This is a genomic window from Streptacidiphilus sp. P02-A3a, from assembly GCF_014084105.1.
GTDB lineage: Bacteria > Actinomycetota > Actinomycetes > Streptomycetales > Streptomycetaceae > Streptacidiphilus.
The window spans coordinates 1,924,274-1,939,636 of sequence record NZ_CP048289.1; the positions used below are offsets into that span (position 1 = coordinate 1,924,274).

17 protein-coding genes and 1 pseudogene are annotated in these 15,363 nt (G+C 73.5%); 8 read left to right on the forward strand and 10 right to left on the reverse strand.

Going from position 1 to position 15,363, the window contains the following annotated elements:
• Nucleotides 1-65 precede the first annotated feature (65 nt).
• Nucleotides 66-620, reverse strand: a pseudogene (locus GXP74_RS42055) (BTAD domain-containing putative transcriptional regulator); the annotation flags it as partial.
• On the opposite strand from GXP74_RS42055, the gene GXP74_RS08710 reads away from it, so the two are divergent.
• The 3 genes from GXP74_RS08710 to GXP74_RS08720 all read left to right on the forward strand — a co-directional run bounded on the left by GXP74_RS08710 (nucleotide 556) and on the right by GXP74_RS08720 (nucleotide 2,413).
• Entirely contained in the window at nucleotides 556-1,020 is a 465-nt protein-coding gene (locus tag GXP74_RS08710) for a hypothetical protein (protein WP_225448765.1), read from the forward strand. The pseudogene GXP74_RS42055 and the gene GXP74_RS08710 overlap by 65 nt on opposite strands.
• Complete coding sequence (locus tag GXP74_RS08715; RefSeq protein WP_182450820.1) at nucleotides 1,020-1,925, forward strand: PIG-L deacetylase family protein; 906 nt, start codon at nucleotides 1,020-1,022, stop codon at nucleotides 1,923-1,925. Before GXP74_RS08710 ends, GXP74_RS08715 begins: the two co-directional genes overlap by 1 nt.
• Before the next feature lie 77 nt (nucleotides 1,926-2,002).
• Nucleotides 2,003-2,413 carry a YcxB family protein gene (locus GXP74_RS08720; protein ID WP_182450821.1) on the forward strand — a complete coding sequence of 137 codons (411 nt, stop codon included), beginning with the start codon at nucleotides 2,003-2,005 and terminating at the stop codon, nucleotides 2,411-2,413.
• 130 nt (nucleotides 2,414-2,543) lie between these two features.
• Here GXP74_RS08720 and GXP74_RS08725 read toward each other — a convergent pair whose 3' ends face one another.
• The gene (locus GXP74_RS08725) at nucleotides 2,544-3,737 is read right to left on the reverse strand and encodes an aminotransferase class V-fold PLP-dependent enzyme (RefSeq protein ID WP_182450822.1); all 1,194 of its coding nucleotides are present in this window, start codon (nucleotides 3,735-3,737) and stop codon (nucleotides 2,544-2,546) included.
• Between the two features lie 122 nt (nucleotides 3,738-3,859).
• Here GXP74_RS08725 and GXP74_RS08730 point away from each other — a divergent pair, with 122 nt between their 5' ends.
• Nucleotides 3,860-4,540: a transcriptional regulator gene (locus GXP74_RS08730; RefSeq protein WP_225447795.1), complete on the forward strand. Its 681-nt coding sequence runs from the start codon at nucleotides 3,860-3,862 to the stop codon at nucleotides 4,538-4,540.
• A gap of 14 nt (nucleotides 4,541-4,554) precedes the next feature.
• Nucleotides 4,555-5,835 carry an MFS transporter gene (locus GXP74_RS08735; RefSeq protein ID WP_182450823.1) on the forward strand — a complete coding sequence of 427 codons (1,281 nt, stop codon included), beginning with the start codon at nucleotides 4,555-4,557 and terminating at the stop codon, nucleotides 5,833-5,835.
• A gap of 51 nt (nucleotides 5,836-5,886) precedes the next feature.
• On the opposite strand, the gene GXP74_RS08740 is transcribed toward GXP74_RS08735, so the two are convergent.
• On the reverse strand, nucleotides 5,887-6,840 hold the full coding sequence (locus GXP74_RS08740) for a glycoside hydrolase family 25 protein (RefSeq protein ID WP_182450824.1): 954 nt from the start codon (nucleotides 6,838-6,840) through the stop codon (nucleotides 5,887-5,889).
• Nucleotides 6,841-7,017: 177 nt separating this feature from the next.
• On the reverse strand, nucleotides 7,018-7,668 hold the full coding sequence (locus GXP74_RS08745) for a TetR/AcrR family transcriptional regulator (protein ID WP_182450825.1): 651 nt from the start codon (nucleotides 7,666-7,668) through the stop codon (nucleotides 7,018-7,020).
• A 134-nt stretch (nucleotides 7,669-7,802) separates the two neighbouring features.
• Here GXP74_RS08745 and GXP74_RS08750 point away from each other — a divergent pair, with 134 nt between their 5' ends.
• Nucleotides 7,803-8,780, forward strand: a complete 978-nt coding sequence (locus GXP74_RS08750; RefSeq protein WP_182450826.1) for a zinc-binding dehydrogenase — start codon at nucleotides 7,803-7,805, stop codon at nucleotides 8,778-8,780.
• Nucleotides 8,781-8,905: 125 nt separating this feature from the next.
• Entirely contained in the window at nucleotides 8,906-9,316 is a 411-nt protein-coding gene (locus GXP74_RS08755; RefSeq protein ID WP_182450827.1) for a nitroreductase/quinone reductase family protein, read from the forward strand.
• A 121-nt stretch (nucleotides 9,317-9,437) separates the two neighbouring features.
• Here GXP74_RS08755 and GXP74_RS08760 read toward each other — a convergent pair whose 3' ends face one another.
• The 3 genes from GXP74_RS08760 to GXP74_RS08770 all read right to left on the reverse strand — a co-directional run bounded on the left by GXP74_RS08760 (nucleotide 9,438) and on the right by GXP74_RS08770 (nucleotide 11,157).
• Nucleotides 9,438-10,205 carry a hypothetical protein gene (locus tag GXP74_RS08760; protein ID WP_182450828.1) on the reverse strand — a complete coding sequence of 256 codons (768 nt, stop codon included), beginning with the start codon at nucleotides 10,203-10,205 and terminating at the stop codon, nucleotides 9,438-9,440.
• Between the two features lie 143 nt (nucleotides 10,206-10,348).
• Entirely contained in the window at nucleotides 10,349-10,492 is a 144-nt protein-coding gene (locus GXP74_RS08765; RefSeq protein ID WP_182450829.1) for a DUF6126 family protein, read from the reverse strand.
• A gap of 47 nt (nucleotides 10,493-10,539) precedes the next feature.
• A complete protein-coding gene (locus tag GXP74_RS08770) occupies nucleotides 10,540-11,157 on the reverse strand; it encodes a helix-turn-helix domain-containing protein (RefSeq protein ID WP_182450830.1) in 618 nt (205 codons plus the stop codon).
• 113 nt (nucleotides 11,158-11,270) lie between these two features.
• Between GXP74_RS08770 and GXP74_RS08775 the strand changes: the two genes are divergently transcribed.
• A complete protein-coding gene (locus GXP74_RS08775; RefSeq protein ID WP_182450831.1) occupies nucleotides 11,271-11,822 on the forward strand; it encodes a methylated-DNA--[protein]-cysteine S-methyltransferase in 552 nt (183 codons plus the stop codon).
• Between the two features lie 110 nt (nucleotides 11,823-11,932).
• Here the strand turns inward: GXP74_RS08775 and GXP74_RS08780 are convergent, their stop codons facing one another.
• The 3 genes from GXP74_RS08780 to GXP74_RS08790 all read right to left on the reverse strand — a co-directional run bounded on the left by GXP74_RS08780 (nucleotide 11,933) and on the right by GXP74_RS08790 (nucleotide 15,275).
• The gene (locus GXP74_RS08780; protein ID WP_182450832.1) at nucleotides 11,933-12,487 is read right to left on the reverse strand and encodes a DUF1697 domain-containing protein; all 555 of its coding nucleotides are present in this window, start codon (nucleotides 12,485-12,487) and stop codon (nucleotides 11,933-11,935) included.
• 42 nt (nucleotides 12,488-12,529) lie between these two features.
• On the reverse strand, nucleotides 12,530-14,131 hold the full coding sequence (locus GXP74_RS08785; protein WP_182450833.1) for a glycosyltransferase family 39 protein: 1,602 nt from the start codon (nucleotides 14,129-14,131) through the stop codon (nucleotides 12,530-12,532).
• A 157-nt stretch (nucleotides 14,132-14,288) separates the two neighbouring features.
• On the reverse strand, nucleotides 14,289-15,275 hold the full coding sequence (locus tag GXP74_RS08790; protein WP_182450834.1) for an aldo/keto reductase: 987 nt from the start codon (nucleotides 15,273-15,275) through the stop codon (nucleotides 14,289-14,291).
• Nucleotides 15,276-15,363: the final 88 nt, after the last annotated feature.

Sequence of the window (15,363 nt, forward strand, 5' to 3'; positions counted from 1 at the left end):
TTCGCCAGGATCATCCGGTGGACCTGCCGCAGGTCGGGCCCCGGCTCCACGCCGAGTTCACTGACGAGGAGTCGGCGCACCGCCGCGTAGACGTCCAGCGCCTCGGCCTGCCGCCCGGCCCGGTGCAGCGAGTTCATCAGCCGCGCCTGGAGCCGTTCCCGCAGCGGGTGCCGGACGACCAGGGGGCGGAGCTCGTCGATGACCCGTTCGTGCTCGCCGAGCGCGGCGAGCACCTGCAGGTGCTGTTCGGCGACCGCCAGCCGCCGCTCCTCCAGGTGCGCGACCGCCGACTGCAGCGCCGGGCCGCCGGTCACGTCCTCCAGCGGGTACCCGCGCCAGAGGCCGAGCGCCAGGGAGAAGTGCCGGGCCGCCGCGGCGACCTCGGAACGCTCCCGGGCCCGGGTGCCCAGGGCCACCTCCTCCTCGAACAGGGTGAGGTCCAACTCGCATCTCTCCAGTATGAGTTGGTAGGCGCCGGGATGGGTGACCAGGCGGGGTCGCCGCTCCTCCCCGGGTGGCAGCAGGCGGCGCAGCCCGGCCACGTAGGTTCTGAGGTTGGAGGCGGGGGACGCCGGTGAGTCGATCCAGACCGAGGCGCTCAAGTGGTCGATGCTGACCACCTCGTTGGCCCGCAGCGCCAGCGCGCTCAGTACGGCGCGCTGGCGGCGCCCGCCGAGGGCCAGGGCCGACCCCGCGTGCCGCACCTCCACCGGGCCCGTGGCCGCGCCCACGATCTACGGCCTGGCCGGACACCGGGCCCCGCCCGGACGGCACGGAGCGACGGTCGGCCTGGCCGCGACCATCGGCTACGCCGGTCTGGTCCTGGGACCGGCGATCGTGGGCCAGCTCGCGGCGCTGACCACGCTGCGCACCGCCATCGCCTGCCTGGCGCTGGTGTCCGCCGCGGTCAGCCTCAGCGCGCTGCGGATGCCGTCACCCGACGCCGACGCCGACGCCGCCCCGGACGAACCCGGGGACAACCTCGCACCGCAACCCGCCGCCCAGCCCCGAGGACGATGATGGGCCGTTTCGAGGACAGCCGTTTCGAGGACAGCCGTTTCGAAGATGGGGGAGCGGCCTCCGTCGTGGTGCTCTCCCCGCACCTGGACGACGCGGTACTCGGTCTGTGGCACGTGCTCGCGGCGGACCGGGAGGTCACCGTGGCCACCGTGTTCGCCGGGATACCCGACCCCGGGTTCGTCACCGGACTCGACCGCGACCACGGCGCGGTCGAGTCGGCCGACTGGATGCGCCGACGCCGCACCGAGGACCGCGCGGCCCTCGCCCTCGCGGACCTGGAACCCCACCACCTCGACCTGCTGGACATCCAGTACGTCCTGGCCGGAGACCCGGAGCAACGCGCCCTGCTCGACCGGGAACCCGGGCGGTTCCTCGCCGTCGTCCGTGAACTGGTCGACCCCGAGGCCCGGGTGGCGGCGGTCGTCGAGGCGGTCTCCGCGCTCGTCCGCGTCCACCCCCGGCCCTGCCTGGTCTACGCCCCCCTGGGCGTCGGGGGCCATCCGGACCACCTCGCGGTGGCCGGGGCCGCGCTGCGGCTCGCGGCCTCGGGCCACCGGGTGCGGCTGTGGGCCGACAGCCCCTACTACCTGCGCCACGGACTGCCCGGCCAACTGGGCGGCCCGCCGAACCCGGACGCCGACGCGCTGCTCCGCCAGGGCATCCGGGCCCACGCCGGGCACCGGCTGACACCGCACCTGGTGCGCCTGGACGGCGCGGCGGCCGACCGCAAGGGCGAGGCGATCCGGCGGTACCGCACCGAGTACCCGTCCCTCCAGGACGACTACGGTCCGGTGCCGCTGCCCGACCTGCTCGCGCACGAGGCCTGGTGGCAGGTCGAGGACACCCCCGCGGGAGCTCACGCGGGAGCTCCGCCGCCCGTTGAGCAGGGACAACAGTCCCTGTGAGCCGTGGCTCCCGGGCTGGTACTCTCCCCCTCGCTCGTGGGCGTTTCCGACGCTCGCCTTGGTGGAGGGAATTCGTCGTGGGGGTTACCGTCAGTTTCGATCTGACGACAGATCAGGTCCAGGACGCGCTGCGGTACACGCGCACCGGATTGTTCGCCAACTGGGTCCGGGGGATGGCGGACAAGGGCGTCGCCCTGATCGCGCCGCGGCTCGCCGGGCCCACCACGCTGGAGCTGTCGGAGGCGGGCGTGCGGATCAGCACCGGGGCCGGAGTGCAGGAGTTGGGCTGGGCGGACGTGGCCACCGTGAACGAGCGGCAGCAGGGCTGGGTCATCCAGCAGCGGCCGCGCGGGGTCACGTTCATCCCCGCCTCGGCCGTCGCCGCCGAGGAACGCGCCGCCCTCTCGCAGCAGTTGCGGGCCTGGGTGGGAGCGAAGTACAAGGTGCGCGAGGGCGGCCTGGCCGCCCCCGTCGGTGTGACGGGCTGACGGCGACCGACCGGGCTGTCCCCGGCCCGCCGACGGGTCCTCATGTACTGCGGCTGGGCGTTCATGACCTGCGGCCTGCTCCTGCTGCTGGTCGGCGTCGCGGTGGCCGTCGGGGGGTCCTGACCCGGCCTCAGCGCCGGGTGAGCCGGGCGACGGCGGCCACCGCGCGGTCGAGTTCGGCCTCGGTGTTGTAGTAGTGGGGGGAGAGCCGGACCATCGGCCCGAGCGCGCCCGGCTCCGCGTCGAAGTCCGGCTCCGCGTCGAAGTCCGGGTTCGCCGGGGTGGTGACCCGGACGTTGATGCCCTGGCCGGTCAGCGCGTCGGCGACCGCCGCGGCGGACAGACCGGCGACGGTGGCGGTCACGATGGCGCACTGGACCCGGCCCCGGTCGTGCGTGGTCACCCCGGGCAGCGCGGCCAGCCGGTCGCGCAGGTACCGGCCGAGGTGGGTGGCGCGGGCGCCGATCCGGTCCAGGCCGAGGTCGAGCGCCTGGGAGACGGCGGCGTGCAGGCCCAGGACGTTGCCGCAGCTCCGCTCCCAGCTCTCGAAGCGGCGGGCGCCGGGCTGCCAGGTGAAGCCTCGGGCGCCGTCGCGGGTGGCGGCGTGCAGGTCGACGACGGCCGGGTCGAGGTACGCCAGGGCGGCGTCGCGGACCCAGAGGAACCCGGTGCCGCGCGGGCCGCGCAGGAACTTGCGGCCGGTACCGGTGAGCAGGTCGCAGCCGATCCCGGCCACGTCCACCGGGAACTGCCCCACCGACTGGGTGGCGTCCAGCAGGAACGGCACGCCCGCGGCCCGGGTGATCCGGCCGATCTCGGCGGCCGGGTTGACCAGGCCGCCGCTGGTGGGCACGTGGCTGACGCCGACCAGCCGGGTGCGCTCGTCGATCAGCGCGGCCAGGGCGGCGGTGTCGAGCCGGCCGCTGGGGTCGTCGGGCACGACGACCACCTCGACCCCGAAGCGCTGGGCGGCCTGGAGGTAGCTGAGCAGGTTGCTGGCGTACTCGGAGCGGCCGGTCAGGATCCGGTCGCCGGGCCGGAAGCGGAGCGCGTGGAAGGCGGCGTTCCAGGCGTGGGTGCCGTTGTCGAACAGCGCCACCTCCTCGGCCCGGCCGCCCAGTAGCGCGGCCAGCCGGACGTAGGTCTCGGCCAGCCGCTCGGCGGCCCGGTCGGCGGCCTGGTAGCCGCCGATGGCCGCCTCCAGCGCCAGGTGGTCGGTCATCGCCGCCAGCGTCCGGCGCGAGAGCAGTCCGGCACCCGCGTTGTCGAGGTGGACGCGGTTCGCGCAGCCGGGGGTCTCCCGGCGCAGCGAGTCGAGGTCCATGGCCTCCACTGTGCGGGTCGCCGCGGAAGGGGGCGAGGGGAACGAGGCGAACCCGTGAACCGCAAAGAAGTCTTTGCGAAAACCTCTTTGCGAAGAAACCTTTGCGGTTTAGTCTGTGGCCCATGGCAGCGGAACGCATGACGGACGAAGACGGCGAAGAACGCGCGGCGGCGCCGCGCCCGAGCGGGCGGGTCGAGCCGGTGCTGGCCCTGGACGCCAGCGGCCTGCGGGTGCTGGCCCACCCGGTGCGGTCCCGACTGGTGGGCCTGCTGCGCAGGCACGGCCCGGCGACGGCGACCCAGCTTGCCGAGCGGCTGGGGCTCAACTCCGGAGCGACCAGCTACCACCTGCGGCAGCTGGCCTCGGCCGGGCTGATCGAGGACGACCCGACCCGGGGCAACGCGCGGGAGCGCTGGTGGCGTTCGGTGTACCGGGCGCAGTCCCTCAACGACCGGGAGCTGATTGGCAGCGAGCCGGAGGCCACCGCGCGGTACCTGCAGACCATCGCCACCGGGTACGCCTCGCTGACCCAGCAGGCACTGAACGAGTTCGAGACGATGCCGACGCCCTGGCGGGAGGTCCTCGACCTGAGTGACTGTCCGCTGCTGCTGACCCCGGCGGAGGCCGGTGACCTGCGGCGGGAGCTGACCGCCCTGCTGCGCCGGTACCGGCAGGACACCCCGGAGGGGGTCGCGGCGGCCCCGGCCGGGGCCGAGCGGGTGGCGCTGCTCACCCAGCTGCTGCCCCAGCCGGGGGAGTTGGCGGCCACCGAGCCGGTGGCGGCGGAGGCGGGGCAGCCGTGACGGCGGCGGGGGGCATGACCGCGACGCCGGTCGAGCAGCGGCCGGTACGGGGCCGGTGGGGCCTGTGGGTGGAGAGGGACTTCCGACGGCTGTGGATCGGCGAGACCGCCAGCGGCCTGGGTACCGCGGTCGGCGAGGTCTCGCTGGTCCTGGTGGCGGTGGGGGTGCTCCGGGCCGGCTCGTTCATGGTGGGGGTGCTCACCGCCTCGGCCTGGCTGCCCTGGCTGTTCCTCGGCCTCTCGGCCGGTGCCTGGGTGGACCGGTGGTCCCGCCGGACCGTGATGCTGGTCGGTGACCTGCTGCTGCTGGCGCTGTTCGCGAGCGTGCCGGTGGCCGAGTGGACCGGCGTGCTCACCGTCTGGCAGCTGGTGGCGGTGGCCTTCCTGGCCGGTGCGGTGAAGGTGTTCTTCACCACCGCCTACCGGACGCTGCTGCCCGCACTGGTCGCCGAACCCGACGTGCTGGAGGCCAACGTCAAGCTGCAGAGCAGCGCGGCGGCCATGGACGTGGCCGGTCCCGGGGTCGCCGGGGTCGTCGCCGAGGCCTTCGGGGCCGTCACCGGACTGCTCATCGACGCCTGCTCCTACCTGCTCTCCGCCCTCTGTCTCAGCGCCATCGACGCGCGGGAGGAGCGCCCGGCGCGCGCTGAGCGGCGCGGGATCCGACAGGAGGTGGCCGAGGGCGTCCGCTTCGTCGTCCACGATCCGTACCTGCGCACCGTCTCCTACTTCGCCGGGCTGGGAAACCTGGGGCTGAGCGGCTTGCAGGCGGTGCAGACGGTGCTGCTGGTCCGCAGCGTCGGGCTCCGGCCCGGCGGGGTCGGCGCGGTGTTCGCGGTGGTGAGCGTGGGCGGACTGGTGGGCGCCGCGATCGCCGGGCGGATCGCGGCCCGCTTCGGGACCGCGCGCGGGCTGCTGCTCTGCGAGCTGATCGGGGCGCCGTTCCTGCTGCTGCTGCCGTTCGCCGGACGCTGGCTGCCGCTGCCGGTGTGCGTGGCCGCCTGGGCGGTCGCCGTCGGCGGGGTGGTCGCGGGCAATGTGATCACCGGCAGCTTCTTCCAGAGCTACTGCCCGCCGGAGCTGCTCGGCCGCATCAACTCCTGTTCGTCGAGCATCGGTTACGGCGCGATGCCGGTGGGGGCGCTGCTGGGCGGCTTCCTGGGCGGGGAGTTCGGCAGCAGGGCGGCGGCCTGGGTCATGGCGTCCGTGGTGGTGTCCGCCGGGTGGGTGATCCTGGCGAGCCCGATCCGAGGCCGACGCGATCTGCCACGGCGTACCGACGGCGTGATTGTCTGACGTGATGTCAGATCTGCTCGTTGCCGTCGGTTGCGTCGGTTGCCGGTGGCGTCAGTTGTCGGCCGGGGCCGCCGGGGCGGGGACGGTGGCGGCCGCGGGGGAGTGGCCCGCGGCGGTGAGCGCGGAGGTAACCGCGGCGTGGACCTGGTCCGGTGTCGTGCCACCTGCCTTCGACAGCGCGGACACCGCCGCCGAGAGCGCGGTGACCTGCGCGGACAGGGCGGAGATCTGGCTCAGCAGGGTGCGGTTGTGCACGTCCAGGTACTCGAAGAAGTCCGCGATGGTGCGGGTCGCCTGGGTGCCGTCCGGGTTCTTGATGCCGGCGTCGGGCACCACGTGGTCCATCAGGGTCTGCACGAAGAGTTCTGCGTCTGCGGGTGTCACGGGATCCTCCGAGGAAGGCGGCGCGGTGGTGCGCGCGGTGGTCTTGGCGAGCGCCCACTGCTTGAGCGCCTGGGCGTCCGCCATCGAGCAGAAGTCCTTGTCCACCGGGCTCGCGCTGAACTGGTGGAACAGCCAGGGGTGTTGGATGCCCGGCTGACCGGCGGGCAGTCCGGCGGTGGCGATCCACAGGAAGTCACCGCAGTCGGACGTGGTGTCCACGTTCAGCCAGTAGTCCTTGTCGCAGTACAGACCGACCTGGTTCTGCGGCAACTTGCTCTGGACATGGGCGATCCAGGCGTCCTTGTAGGAGGCCTGCTGCGCCTTCGGGACGTTCAGGTTGGCGGCGTCGTAACCCTCCCAGTCGAGTGCCACCAGCGCGCCGGGGGCGGGCTGCGCCACGGAGAGGAAGTGATCCGCCTCGGTCTGGGGGGAGTTGGCCATGTCGGGATAGTGGTAGACGCCGGCCACCAGTCCGGCCGAGACCGCGTGCTGGTACTGCGCCTGCCAGTTGGGGTTGGTGTAGCCAAGGCCCTGGGTGACCTTGACGAACGCGAAGGACAGGCCGGCGCTGTCCGGGGCTGTCGACTGGTACGAGGACCAGTCCTGACCGTAGCTGCCCATGAGTCACCGTGCTTCCCGGAGTGCGGGCGCCAGAGTACGAACACTGGAGTACGAGTACCGCAGTGCGGACGCCCTCTGGTGAAAACGCTAGCGTTCGCACACGGTGGTTCGGTGGAGGTGGCGTCGTCCAGGTGTTGCGTGCCGGTCGGCGCGCAACAACTCGGGGTTTACCGGGCGTCAGGGCTGGTGGGGCCGGTCCTCGCGGCTGTCCAGCAGGGCCGTGGCCACGGTGCGCAGCGTGTCGCGCAGCCGCTCGCCGCCGCCCTGCTCCAGCAGGTGCAGGATCTGCTCGCTCTGCAGCGCGGCCAGCAGCAGATGGGCGATCAGGTCGGCGTCCAGGTCCGGGCGCTGCTCGGCTATCAGTCCGGCGAGGTGGCCGTGCCAGAACTGGTAGACCGGGTGTTCGCCGTGGGCGGGCTTCGGCTCGGCGGGGCCGGTGGCGCTTGGGGTGGGATCGGGGTGGTGGGTGGTGGTGATGGCGTGGCCGAGCGCGGCCAGCAGGCCCTTGTTGCGGGCGATCACGTCGACCAGGCCGTCGAGGAAGGCCAGCAGCCGCTCGCGCGGCTCGGCGCCCGGGCCGAGCGGCGGCGGACCGTCGGTGGCCGCCTCGCGCAGCGCCAGCGCGCGCTCCTCCATCAGCGCGCGCATCAGGCCCATCCGGTTGCCGAAGCGGTGGAAGACCGTGCCCTTGCCCACCCCGGCGGCTGCGGCGACCTGCTCCATGGAGATCTGCTCGGGCCGGAACTGGGTCAGCAACTCCTCGGTGGCCAGCAGGATCGCTCGCCGGTTGCGTGCCGCGTCGGCGCGTTCGCGGCGCACTTCAGCCATCGGCGTCTCATTCCGCGTGGACAACTGGACCGGGGGTCCAGTACGGTCGGTTGGTAGGACTTGACCGGGAGTCCAGTTCAGCCTCCCGGAAGTCGCAGCATATCCGGCGTTCCACCCTGACCAGGGAGTCTCCCATGCGACGCGTTCGCTTCTACGAGTACGGCGGCCCAGAAGTCCTGAAGCTGGAGGACGTCGAGACTCCCACTCCGGGGCCGGGGCAGGTGCTCGTCCGTACCGAGGGGATCGGGGCCAACTTCGTCGACACCATGATCCGCCGGGGGCCTTCGAGTCCGGCGATCTTCCACCGCCCGCTGCCCGGGAAGCTCACCGGTGACGTGGTGGGGACCGTCGAGTCGGTCGGGGAGGGGGTCGACGGAGCGCTGGTGGGGCAGCGGGTGGCCGTTCCGGTGATCGAGGACGCCTTCGCCGACTATGTCCTCGTCGGCCCCGAGTGGCTGGCGGTCGTGCCCGACGGGCTCGACCTCGGCGCGGCCAGCACGCTGCCGGTGGCCGCTCCGGTGGCGCTGCGGGTGCTGCGCATCGGGCAGCTGGCGGCGGGCGAGACCGTGCTCGTCCACGCGGCATCGGGCAACATCGGGCACCTGGTGGTCCAGCTGGCCCGGATCCTCGGCGCGGGCAAGGTGATCGCCACCGTCGGTTCGGCCGCCAAGCTCGACTTCGCCCGCTCGTGCGGGGCGGACGTCGCGGTCGACTACAGCGCGGAGGACTGGGACGAGCAGGTCCGTGCGGCGGCGCCCGGGGGCGTCGACGTGGTGCTCGACTCGGTCGGCGGGGAGGTGCTGCGGCGGAGCATCGCGCTGCTGGCCCCGCACGGGCGGGCGGTGGTGTACGGCGTCGCCGGGGGGCAGCTGCTGGATCTGCCGATCAGCTCCATCTTCGGGCTGAAGTCCGTGACCGGGTTCGCCCTGATGGCCTGGCGGGCGGCCGACCCGAAGCAGGCCCGCGCGGACGTGGACGAGGTGGCCGGGTACGCGCTCGACGGTCGGCTGCGGGTCGCCGTGCACGCGCGGCTGCCGCTCGCCGAGGCCGCCGAGGCGCACCGGATCCTGGACAGTCGGGCCCAGTTGGGCCGGGTCCTGCTGGTGCCCTGAGCGGACCCGCAGGCGGACCCCCGGGCGGGTTCCTGGCCGACACGTGGGGGTGCCGGTTTCGGTGGAATCCGTCCGGTCGGGCCGTTCCGCCGGAAGGATGGTGTGATCCAACGACGGAGGATTCCATGAGTGCGCACAACGACGCGGTCATCGCCGAGTTCCGGTCCCACGAGGGCACGGTGGGCGGCGGTTTCACCGGCGTTCCGCTGCTGCTGATCACCAGCACCGGCGCCCGGTCGGGCAGGCCGCACACCACGCCGGTGACCTACCGGGCCGACGGCGACCGCTGGCTGGTCTTCGCCTCCGCCGCGGGCGCGGCGAACCACCCCGCCTGGTACCACAACCTGGTCGCCCACCCGGAGGCCGTGATCGAGGTTGGCACCGAGAGGGTCGAGGTGACGGCGGTCGTCACCGAGGGTGCGGAGCGGGACCGGCTGTTCGCGGACCAGGTCCGGGAGTTCCCCCGCTTCGCCGAGTACCAGGACAAGACCAGCCGGGTCATCCCGGTGGTGGCGCTGGAGCGCCGCACCGGCTGACTCCGACCGGGCCGGTGTGCTGCCGCTGTGGGCCTCGGCCCGTCGGCACGGGCGGGCCCACAGCGGCGGTCTGCTGGGCGCGGCGGCTCGCCGTCGCGCCCGGGGTGGGGTGGGCGCGCGGTCAGTCGCCCGCGCGGACCTGCTGGGCCAGTTGGTCCGCGTCGGCCAGGGCGGTCAGCGCGTTGTCGGCGTCGGTGCGGACAGCGATCGAGGAGCCGCCCGCGGCGTCCCGGGCGAACCGCTGGACCGCTGCCACGCCTTCGCCGTTGTCGGCCCGCCACGGTATGAGGGCCGGGGGCTGGTCCGAGGCGGTGAACTCGGCGGCGGCCCGGGCGGTGTCGGCGCGGTCGGTGGTGTCCGCGAGCGTCCGCGCGGACCAGGCGGCGAAGCCGGTGGTGCCGAGCAGGCGTTCGCCGGTGGTGAGCTCCTGTCGGTAGTGGCTGTCGTCGGCTTCGAGTACGGCCGCCGCATCGGCCCTGGCCCGGGCCGGGGCGAGTCGGAGGGACGGATGGACCAGCGGCGCCGGACTCGGCGCGGCGGCCGATCCGGGAGCCTCGGCCGCGCCGCCGGAGCCCCTGACGCCGGAGCCCCTGACGCCGGGCCCGGCCGCCGACCCGCCGGAAGCGGAAGCGGAATCGGAGGTTGAAGCCGAGGCTGAAGGAGAGGCCGAAGGAGAGGCGGACCCGGCGTCGGGTGCGGCCGCGCCACCGGACGCCGGTGGGTGACCGCCCGCGCGGCCCTCGGGCCCGGCCACCGCCGCGGTGATCCCGAGCAGCGCCAGCAGCAGCGCCACGCCGCCGCCGATCCAGGCGACGCGCGACCTGCCCGGCGGTAACCGCGGCGACCAGCGGGACGGTCGCGGTACTGGTGGTGTCTCGTCTGCGGGCATGGCGCTGTTCCCCCCTGGACGGTGGCGGCCTGGTGTGGTTGACGAACACAGCATGTCATCGCCCAGTGACAATCCGTGCGGGAGTTGCCGGAAGGTGACCCGGTGTTCGAACCGTCCGCATGGGCCCAGGTGGGACGGGGTGCTCAGCCCCGGTGGCCGAAGTAGATGAGCAGCATCACGAAGGCCGCGAACACATGCAGCCCGATGACGTAGATGAAGACGCGGATGCCCACGCGGCGCTCCGTGCGGGTGCTGCCGTCCTCGGTGGGGTGGGCGAGAGTGGACATGACCAGCTCCTCGGATTCAGGCGGGGTTCGCGGGGGTCAGTACGTGATCAGTGCGGGAACAGGTCGGCGGTGGGGCTCTGCAGCAGGGTGTGCAGGAACAGCAGGTCCACTCCCGGCCGGTCGATCGACGCCAGTCGGTGCGGGCGCATCGAGTCGAAGTGCGCCGCGTCGCCCGGTTCGAGCCGGTACTCCTCGCGGTCGAGGGTGAGCAGCAGCCGGCCGTGCAGCACGTACAGCCACTCCTCGCCGGGGTGGACCCGGACCACCTCGTCCTGCACCCTGGCCGGGATGTGCACCCGCAGGGCCTGCATGGCCCGCCCGGGGGACCCGGCCGGGCGGTAGGTCCAGCCGCCCGCCAGGCCCTCGTCGGCGGTGCCCGGGCCGGACGGACCGGCCGAGCCCCGGACCACCGGTGAGGGCGCGCCCGGAGCCTCGGCCCCGAGCAGCAGCGTCTCCACCGGGACGCCGTATGCTCGGGAGAGACCGAGCAGGACCGGCAGTGACGGCTGGCGTTTGGCCGTCTCCAGCCGGGAGAGGTGCGCGGGCGACAGGCCCACCCGGGCGGCGGCTGCCTCCAGGGTGAGTCGGCTGCTCAGGCGGCGCTCGCGCAGGCGGGCACCGAGGCCGGGCAGGTCCTCCAGCGGGAGGCCGCGATCGTTCTCCATGTGTTCAGTCCACACCTCGGCGGCCCCGCAGGCAAGAACCTTGCCTCAGAGGCAAAAAGTGGGTCGGTGGAAACCCCCGGCGCCGCACGGCGGGGGCGTGATGGACTGTGACCATGCCGGTCTCCTGGATCACTGTGCCGACCCCGCTCCCCAGCGGCCCCGTCCGGGTCGGGATCACCGCCGACGGCGTGGTCTGCGCGAACTTCGGCGAGGGCACCGAGGCGCCGGACGCGGTCAGGCCCGGTGACGAGCCGAAGGCGGCGCTGGTGGCGCGGCGCTTCGCCGAGTACTTCGCCGGGGCCCGCCGTGACTTCGACCTGCCGCTGGACTGGCGGCGCACCGCCCCCGGCCCGCAGCGGACGGTACTGTCCATGCTGACCCGCACGGTCGGCTACGGGCAGACCGTGGCGTACGGCGAACTCGCGGTCCGCAGTGGCGCGTTCGAGGCGGAGCTGGCGGCCGGGCAGTTGGGGCAGGCGGCCCGCAACGTCGGTTCGATCATGGGGTCGAACCCGATCTCCCTGCTGGTGCCCTGCCACCGGGTGGTGGCGGCGGGCGGCATCGGCGGCTTCGGCGGCGGGGAGCTGGGCCTGGAGGTGAAGCGCTGGCTGCTCACGCTGGAGGGGGTGCTGCCGCCGACCCTCGACTGGAACGGTCCGGCCTGAGCGGTCACCGACCCGACCCGACCCGACCCGACCCGGTGCGACCCGACCCGGCCCGACCCGGCCCGACCCGGCCCGACCTGACCCGGCCCGACCCGGCCGGTCAGGTCAGGTCAGGGCTTGCGGGCCGCCGCCAGGATCTTCTCGGTGGTGTGGAAGAACCGCGCGGTGCCCTTCACCCCGAACGCCTTCTCCAGCGCCGCCACCGGGTTGTCGCCCAGCTGCCCGTTCAGCCGCCAGGAGACCAGGTACGCCTCGCCCTCGGTCGCGGCCAGCAGCTCCCAGTAGCCCTTGGCGGAGCGCAGCGGCAGGGTCAGGCCGGTGAGCGGCCCGGAGAGGAAGGCGATGCTGAGCCGGGTCTCCGGGGTGAGCTCGACCTGGTCGAACGGTGCCGCCGCGAGCGCCGCCGCCACCTCGTCGGTGCTGCGGAGCAGCACCGGGATGTCGAAGCCGAACTCCGCCCGCAGCCGGGTCTCGACCGCCGCGACCAGTTCCGCCCGCGCGGCCGGGGTGTCCAGCTCGGCGTCGAAGAACACGTTGCCGCTGGCGATGTGGCTGCGGACGCGGGCCAGCCCCATGCCGTCGAGGAGGGCCCGCAGCCGGGCCATCTCGACCTTGCGCCCGCCGACGTTGACCGCCCGCAGGAACGCGATCCAGGTCCGGTCCACGCCGCTGCCTCCTCGGTCCGGCCCGGTCGCCCGGTCGCCCGGTCAGGCCCTGCGTACCAGCAGGCTCACGTTGACCAGCGCCAGGTGGTACTCGGTGCTGACACGGTACCGCTTGTGCAGCAGCTTCTTCTGCGCCCGCTCGGCCGCCGGTTCGCCGCTGTCGCCCGCCAGCTCGACCACCCAGATCCGGTCCGGGGCCTTGGCCAGGCAGGCCGCCTGGGACGGGCAGAAGTCCGGGTAGTAGCTCTCGTCCTGGGCCGGGGTCCGGGCGACGAAGACCTGGTCGAGCGCGACCCTGGAGCCCAGGTAGTACGGCACGCCCAGGTTGAGCATGATCGGGTTGTAGCCGAGGTAGACCACGCCCTCGCCCGGGCGCGCCCGCTTCGCCAGCAGGTCGGCGGCGCCCTGGTAGGCGAAGTAGCCCGGGTTGGCGCCGCTCGGGTAGTGCGTCCACTCGTGCGAGCCGTAGGCGCGGACGCCGGTCTGGTTCGGCCAGACCGCGAGCAGCCCGAGCGCCACCGCGGCCACCGCCGCGACCGGGACGGTGAACCGACCCCCGCCCTGCGGCAGCCGTACCTTCGCGGCGACCGCGCTCACCGCGCCGACCAGCCCGGCGCCCGCCAGCACCGACCAGGCGATGTCGGTGAAGAGCAGGTAGCGGCCGAGGAAGTAGGAGGTCCCCAGTTCCGACACCAGGATCACCGCGAGCACCGGCAGCACCCCGCTGGCGACCAGGAACAGGGTGGCCGCCCGCCGCCGTCGGAGCCGCAGCGGCAGCAGCACGCCGAGCAGTACCAGCAGGGCGGCGATCAGCGCGCCGACCCGGGAGGCGTACAGGTCGATCCACAGGTCCAGCGCGACGTGCTGCGGCCGGGCCAGGTTGGGCCGGGCCAGCCAGGTCAGCTGGTTGTTCACCTGCGAGTGGGCGAGCAGCAGCAGCGGCGAGACCAGCGCCAGCGCGGCCAGCGCCGAGCCCGCGAACCAGCGCGGCACCCGGCGGTCGTGGTGCCTGCGCCAGTGCAGCCAGACCGCGACCACGTGCCCGACCAGGCAGCTGAGCGCGACCACGTGCAGCACGCAGACCAGGACGACGGCGGCGGCGTAGCCGACCCAGCGGCCCCGGCTCGGGCGCTCCAGTACGCGCAGCAGCAGGAAGGTGGCCAGCGCCACCGCGAACAGCGCCAGCGCGTAGGCGCGCGCCTCCTGCCCGTACCGGGAGACGGCCGGGATCACCGCGAACACCAGGCCACCGGCCAGTCCGGCGGCGCGGCCGTAGAGCCGGGCCCCGATCTGGGTGACCAGCACCGCCGCTCCGGCCATGGCCAGGGCCGAGGGGGTGCGCAGCGCGGCGGGGGAACTGCCGAAGAGGGTGGTCCAGACGTGCAGCAGCAGGTAGTAGCAGCCGGTCGAGGCATCGACGTGGTCGAGCAGCCCGAACAGTTGGCCGAAACTGCGCGAGGCGGCGCTGGCGCTGGCGAACTCGTCGCGCCACAGCTGCGGGCGGCCGATCCGGTAGAGGCACAGCCCGAGGGCCAGCAGACCGGGCCACAGGCTGAGCCGGCCCGCGCGCCTCCCGGGCTCGGGAGCAGCGGTCGGGGCCGGGGCGACGCCGGTCCAGGGCTCGGTCGAGGGGGTCACATCCACCTACTGATCGGTCACGATTCCGGCGGTCCTGGCCGGATCGGCCCGGGCGGATCGGATGGTACAGGGCGGTGACAGGAATGAGGTGTGAGGCGGGTGAGGCCGCGACGGAGTGGGTCCGCCGCGGCCGCACGTCCCGGCCGCCGGGGCCGGGCCGGTGTCACCAGGCGTAGTCCTCCGGTGCCGTCTGGTGGCCCGGGAAGATCTCATCCAGACGGGTGAGCGCGTCCGCGTCGAGCTTGACGTCCAGCGCCTTCAGCGCGGTGTCCAGCTGCCCGGGGGTGCGCGGGCCGACGATCGGCGCGGTCACCGCCGGCTGGTGCAGCAGCCAGGCCAGCGCCACCGTGCCGGGCTCCTCGCCGAGCTTGTCGCAGAAGTCCTCGTACGCCTGCAACTGCTCGCGCTGCGTGGCGGACAGGTCCTCCGCCCGCTTGGCGCTCCGGCCGCCCTGCTGACCGGCCTTGCGCAGGACGCCGCCGAGCAGGCCGCCCTGGAGCGGCGACCAGGGGATCACGCCGAGGCCGTGGTGCTGCGCCGAGGGCAGCACCTCCAGCTCCACCGTGCGGGCCAGCAGGTTGTACAGGGACTGCTCGGCGACCAGGCCGAGGAAGCCCCGGCGCTGGGCGGCGCCCTGCGCGGTGGCGATGTGCCAACCGGCGAAGTTGCTGCTGCCCACGTAGAGGATCTTGCCCTGGGCCACCAGCACCTCCATGGCCTGCCAGATCTCCTCCCACGGAGTGGCCCGGTCCACGTGGTGCATCTGGTAGACGTCGATGTAGTCCGTCTGCAGACGCTTCAGGCTGGCGTCGCAGGCGCGGCGGATGTTCAGCGCGGAGAGCTTGCCGTTGTTCGGCCAGTCCTCGCCGCCGGGGCCGGGCATCAGCCCGTAGAGCTTGGTGGCGAGGACGGTGCGCTCGCGGCGACCGCCGCCCCGGGCGAACCAGGTGCCGACGATCTCCTCGGTGTGGCCCTTGTTCTCCCCCCAGCCGTAGACGTTGGCGGTGTCGAAGAAGTTGACGCCCTGCTCCAGGGCGGTGTCCATGATGCTGTGGGCGTCGGTCTCGGTGGTCAGTGGACCGAAGTTCATCGTGCCGAGGCACAACCGGGACACGGACAGGCCGGTACGGCCGAGAGAGGTGTACTCCATGACCACCACCCTTGTCCCAGACGCCGCCCCTTGTCCAGGTGATTCGGTGCGATTCGGCCGCGGGTCGACCGGCCCGGTGCGCTAGACT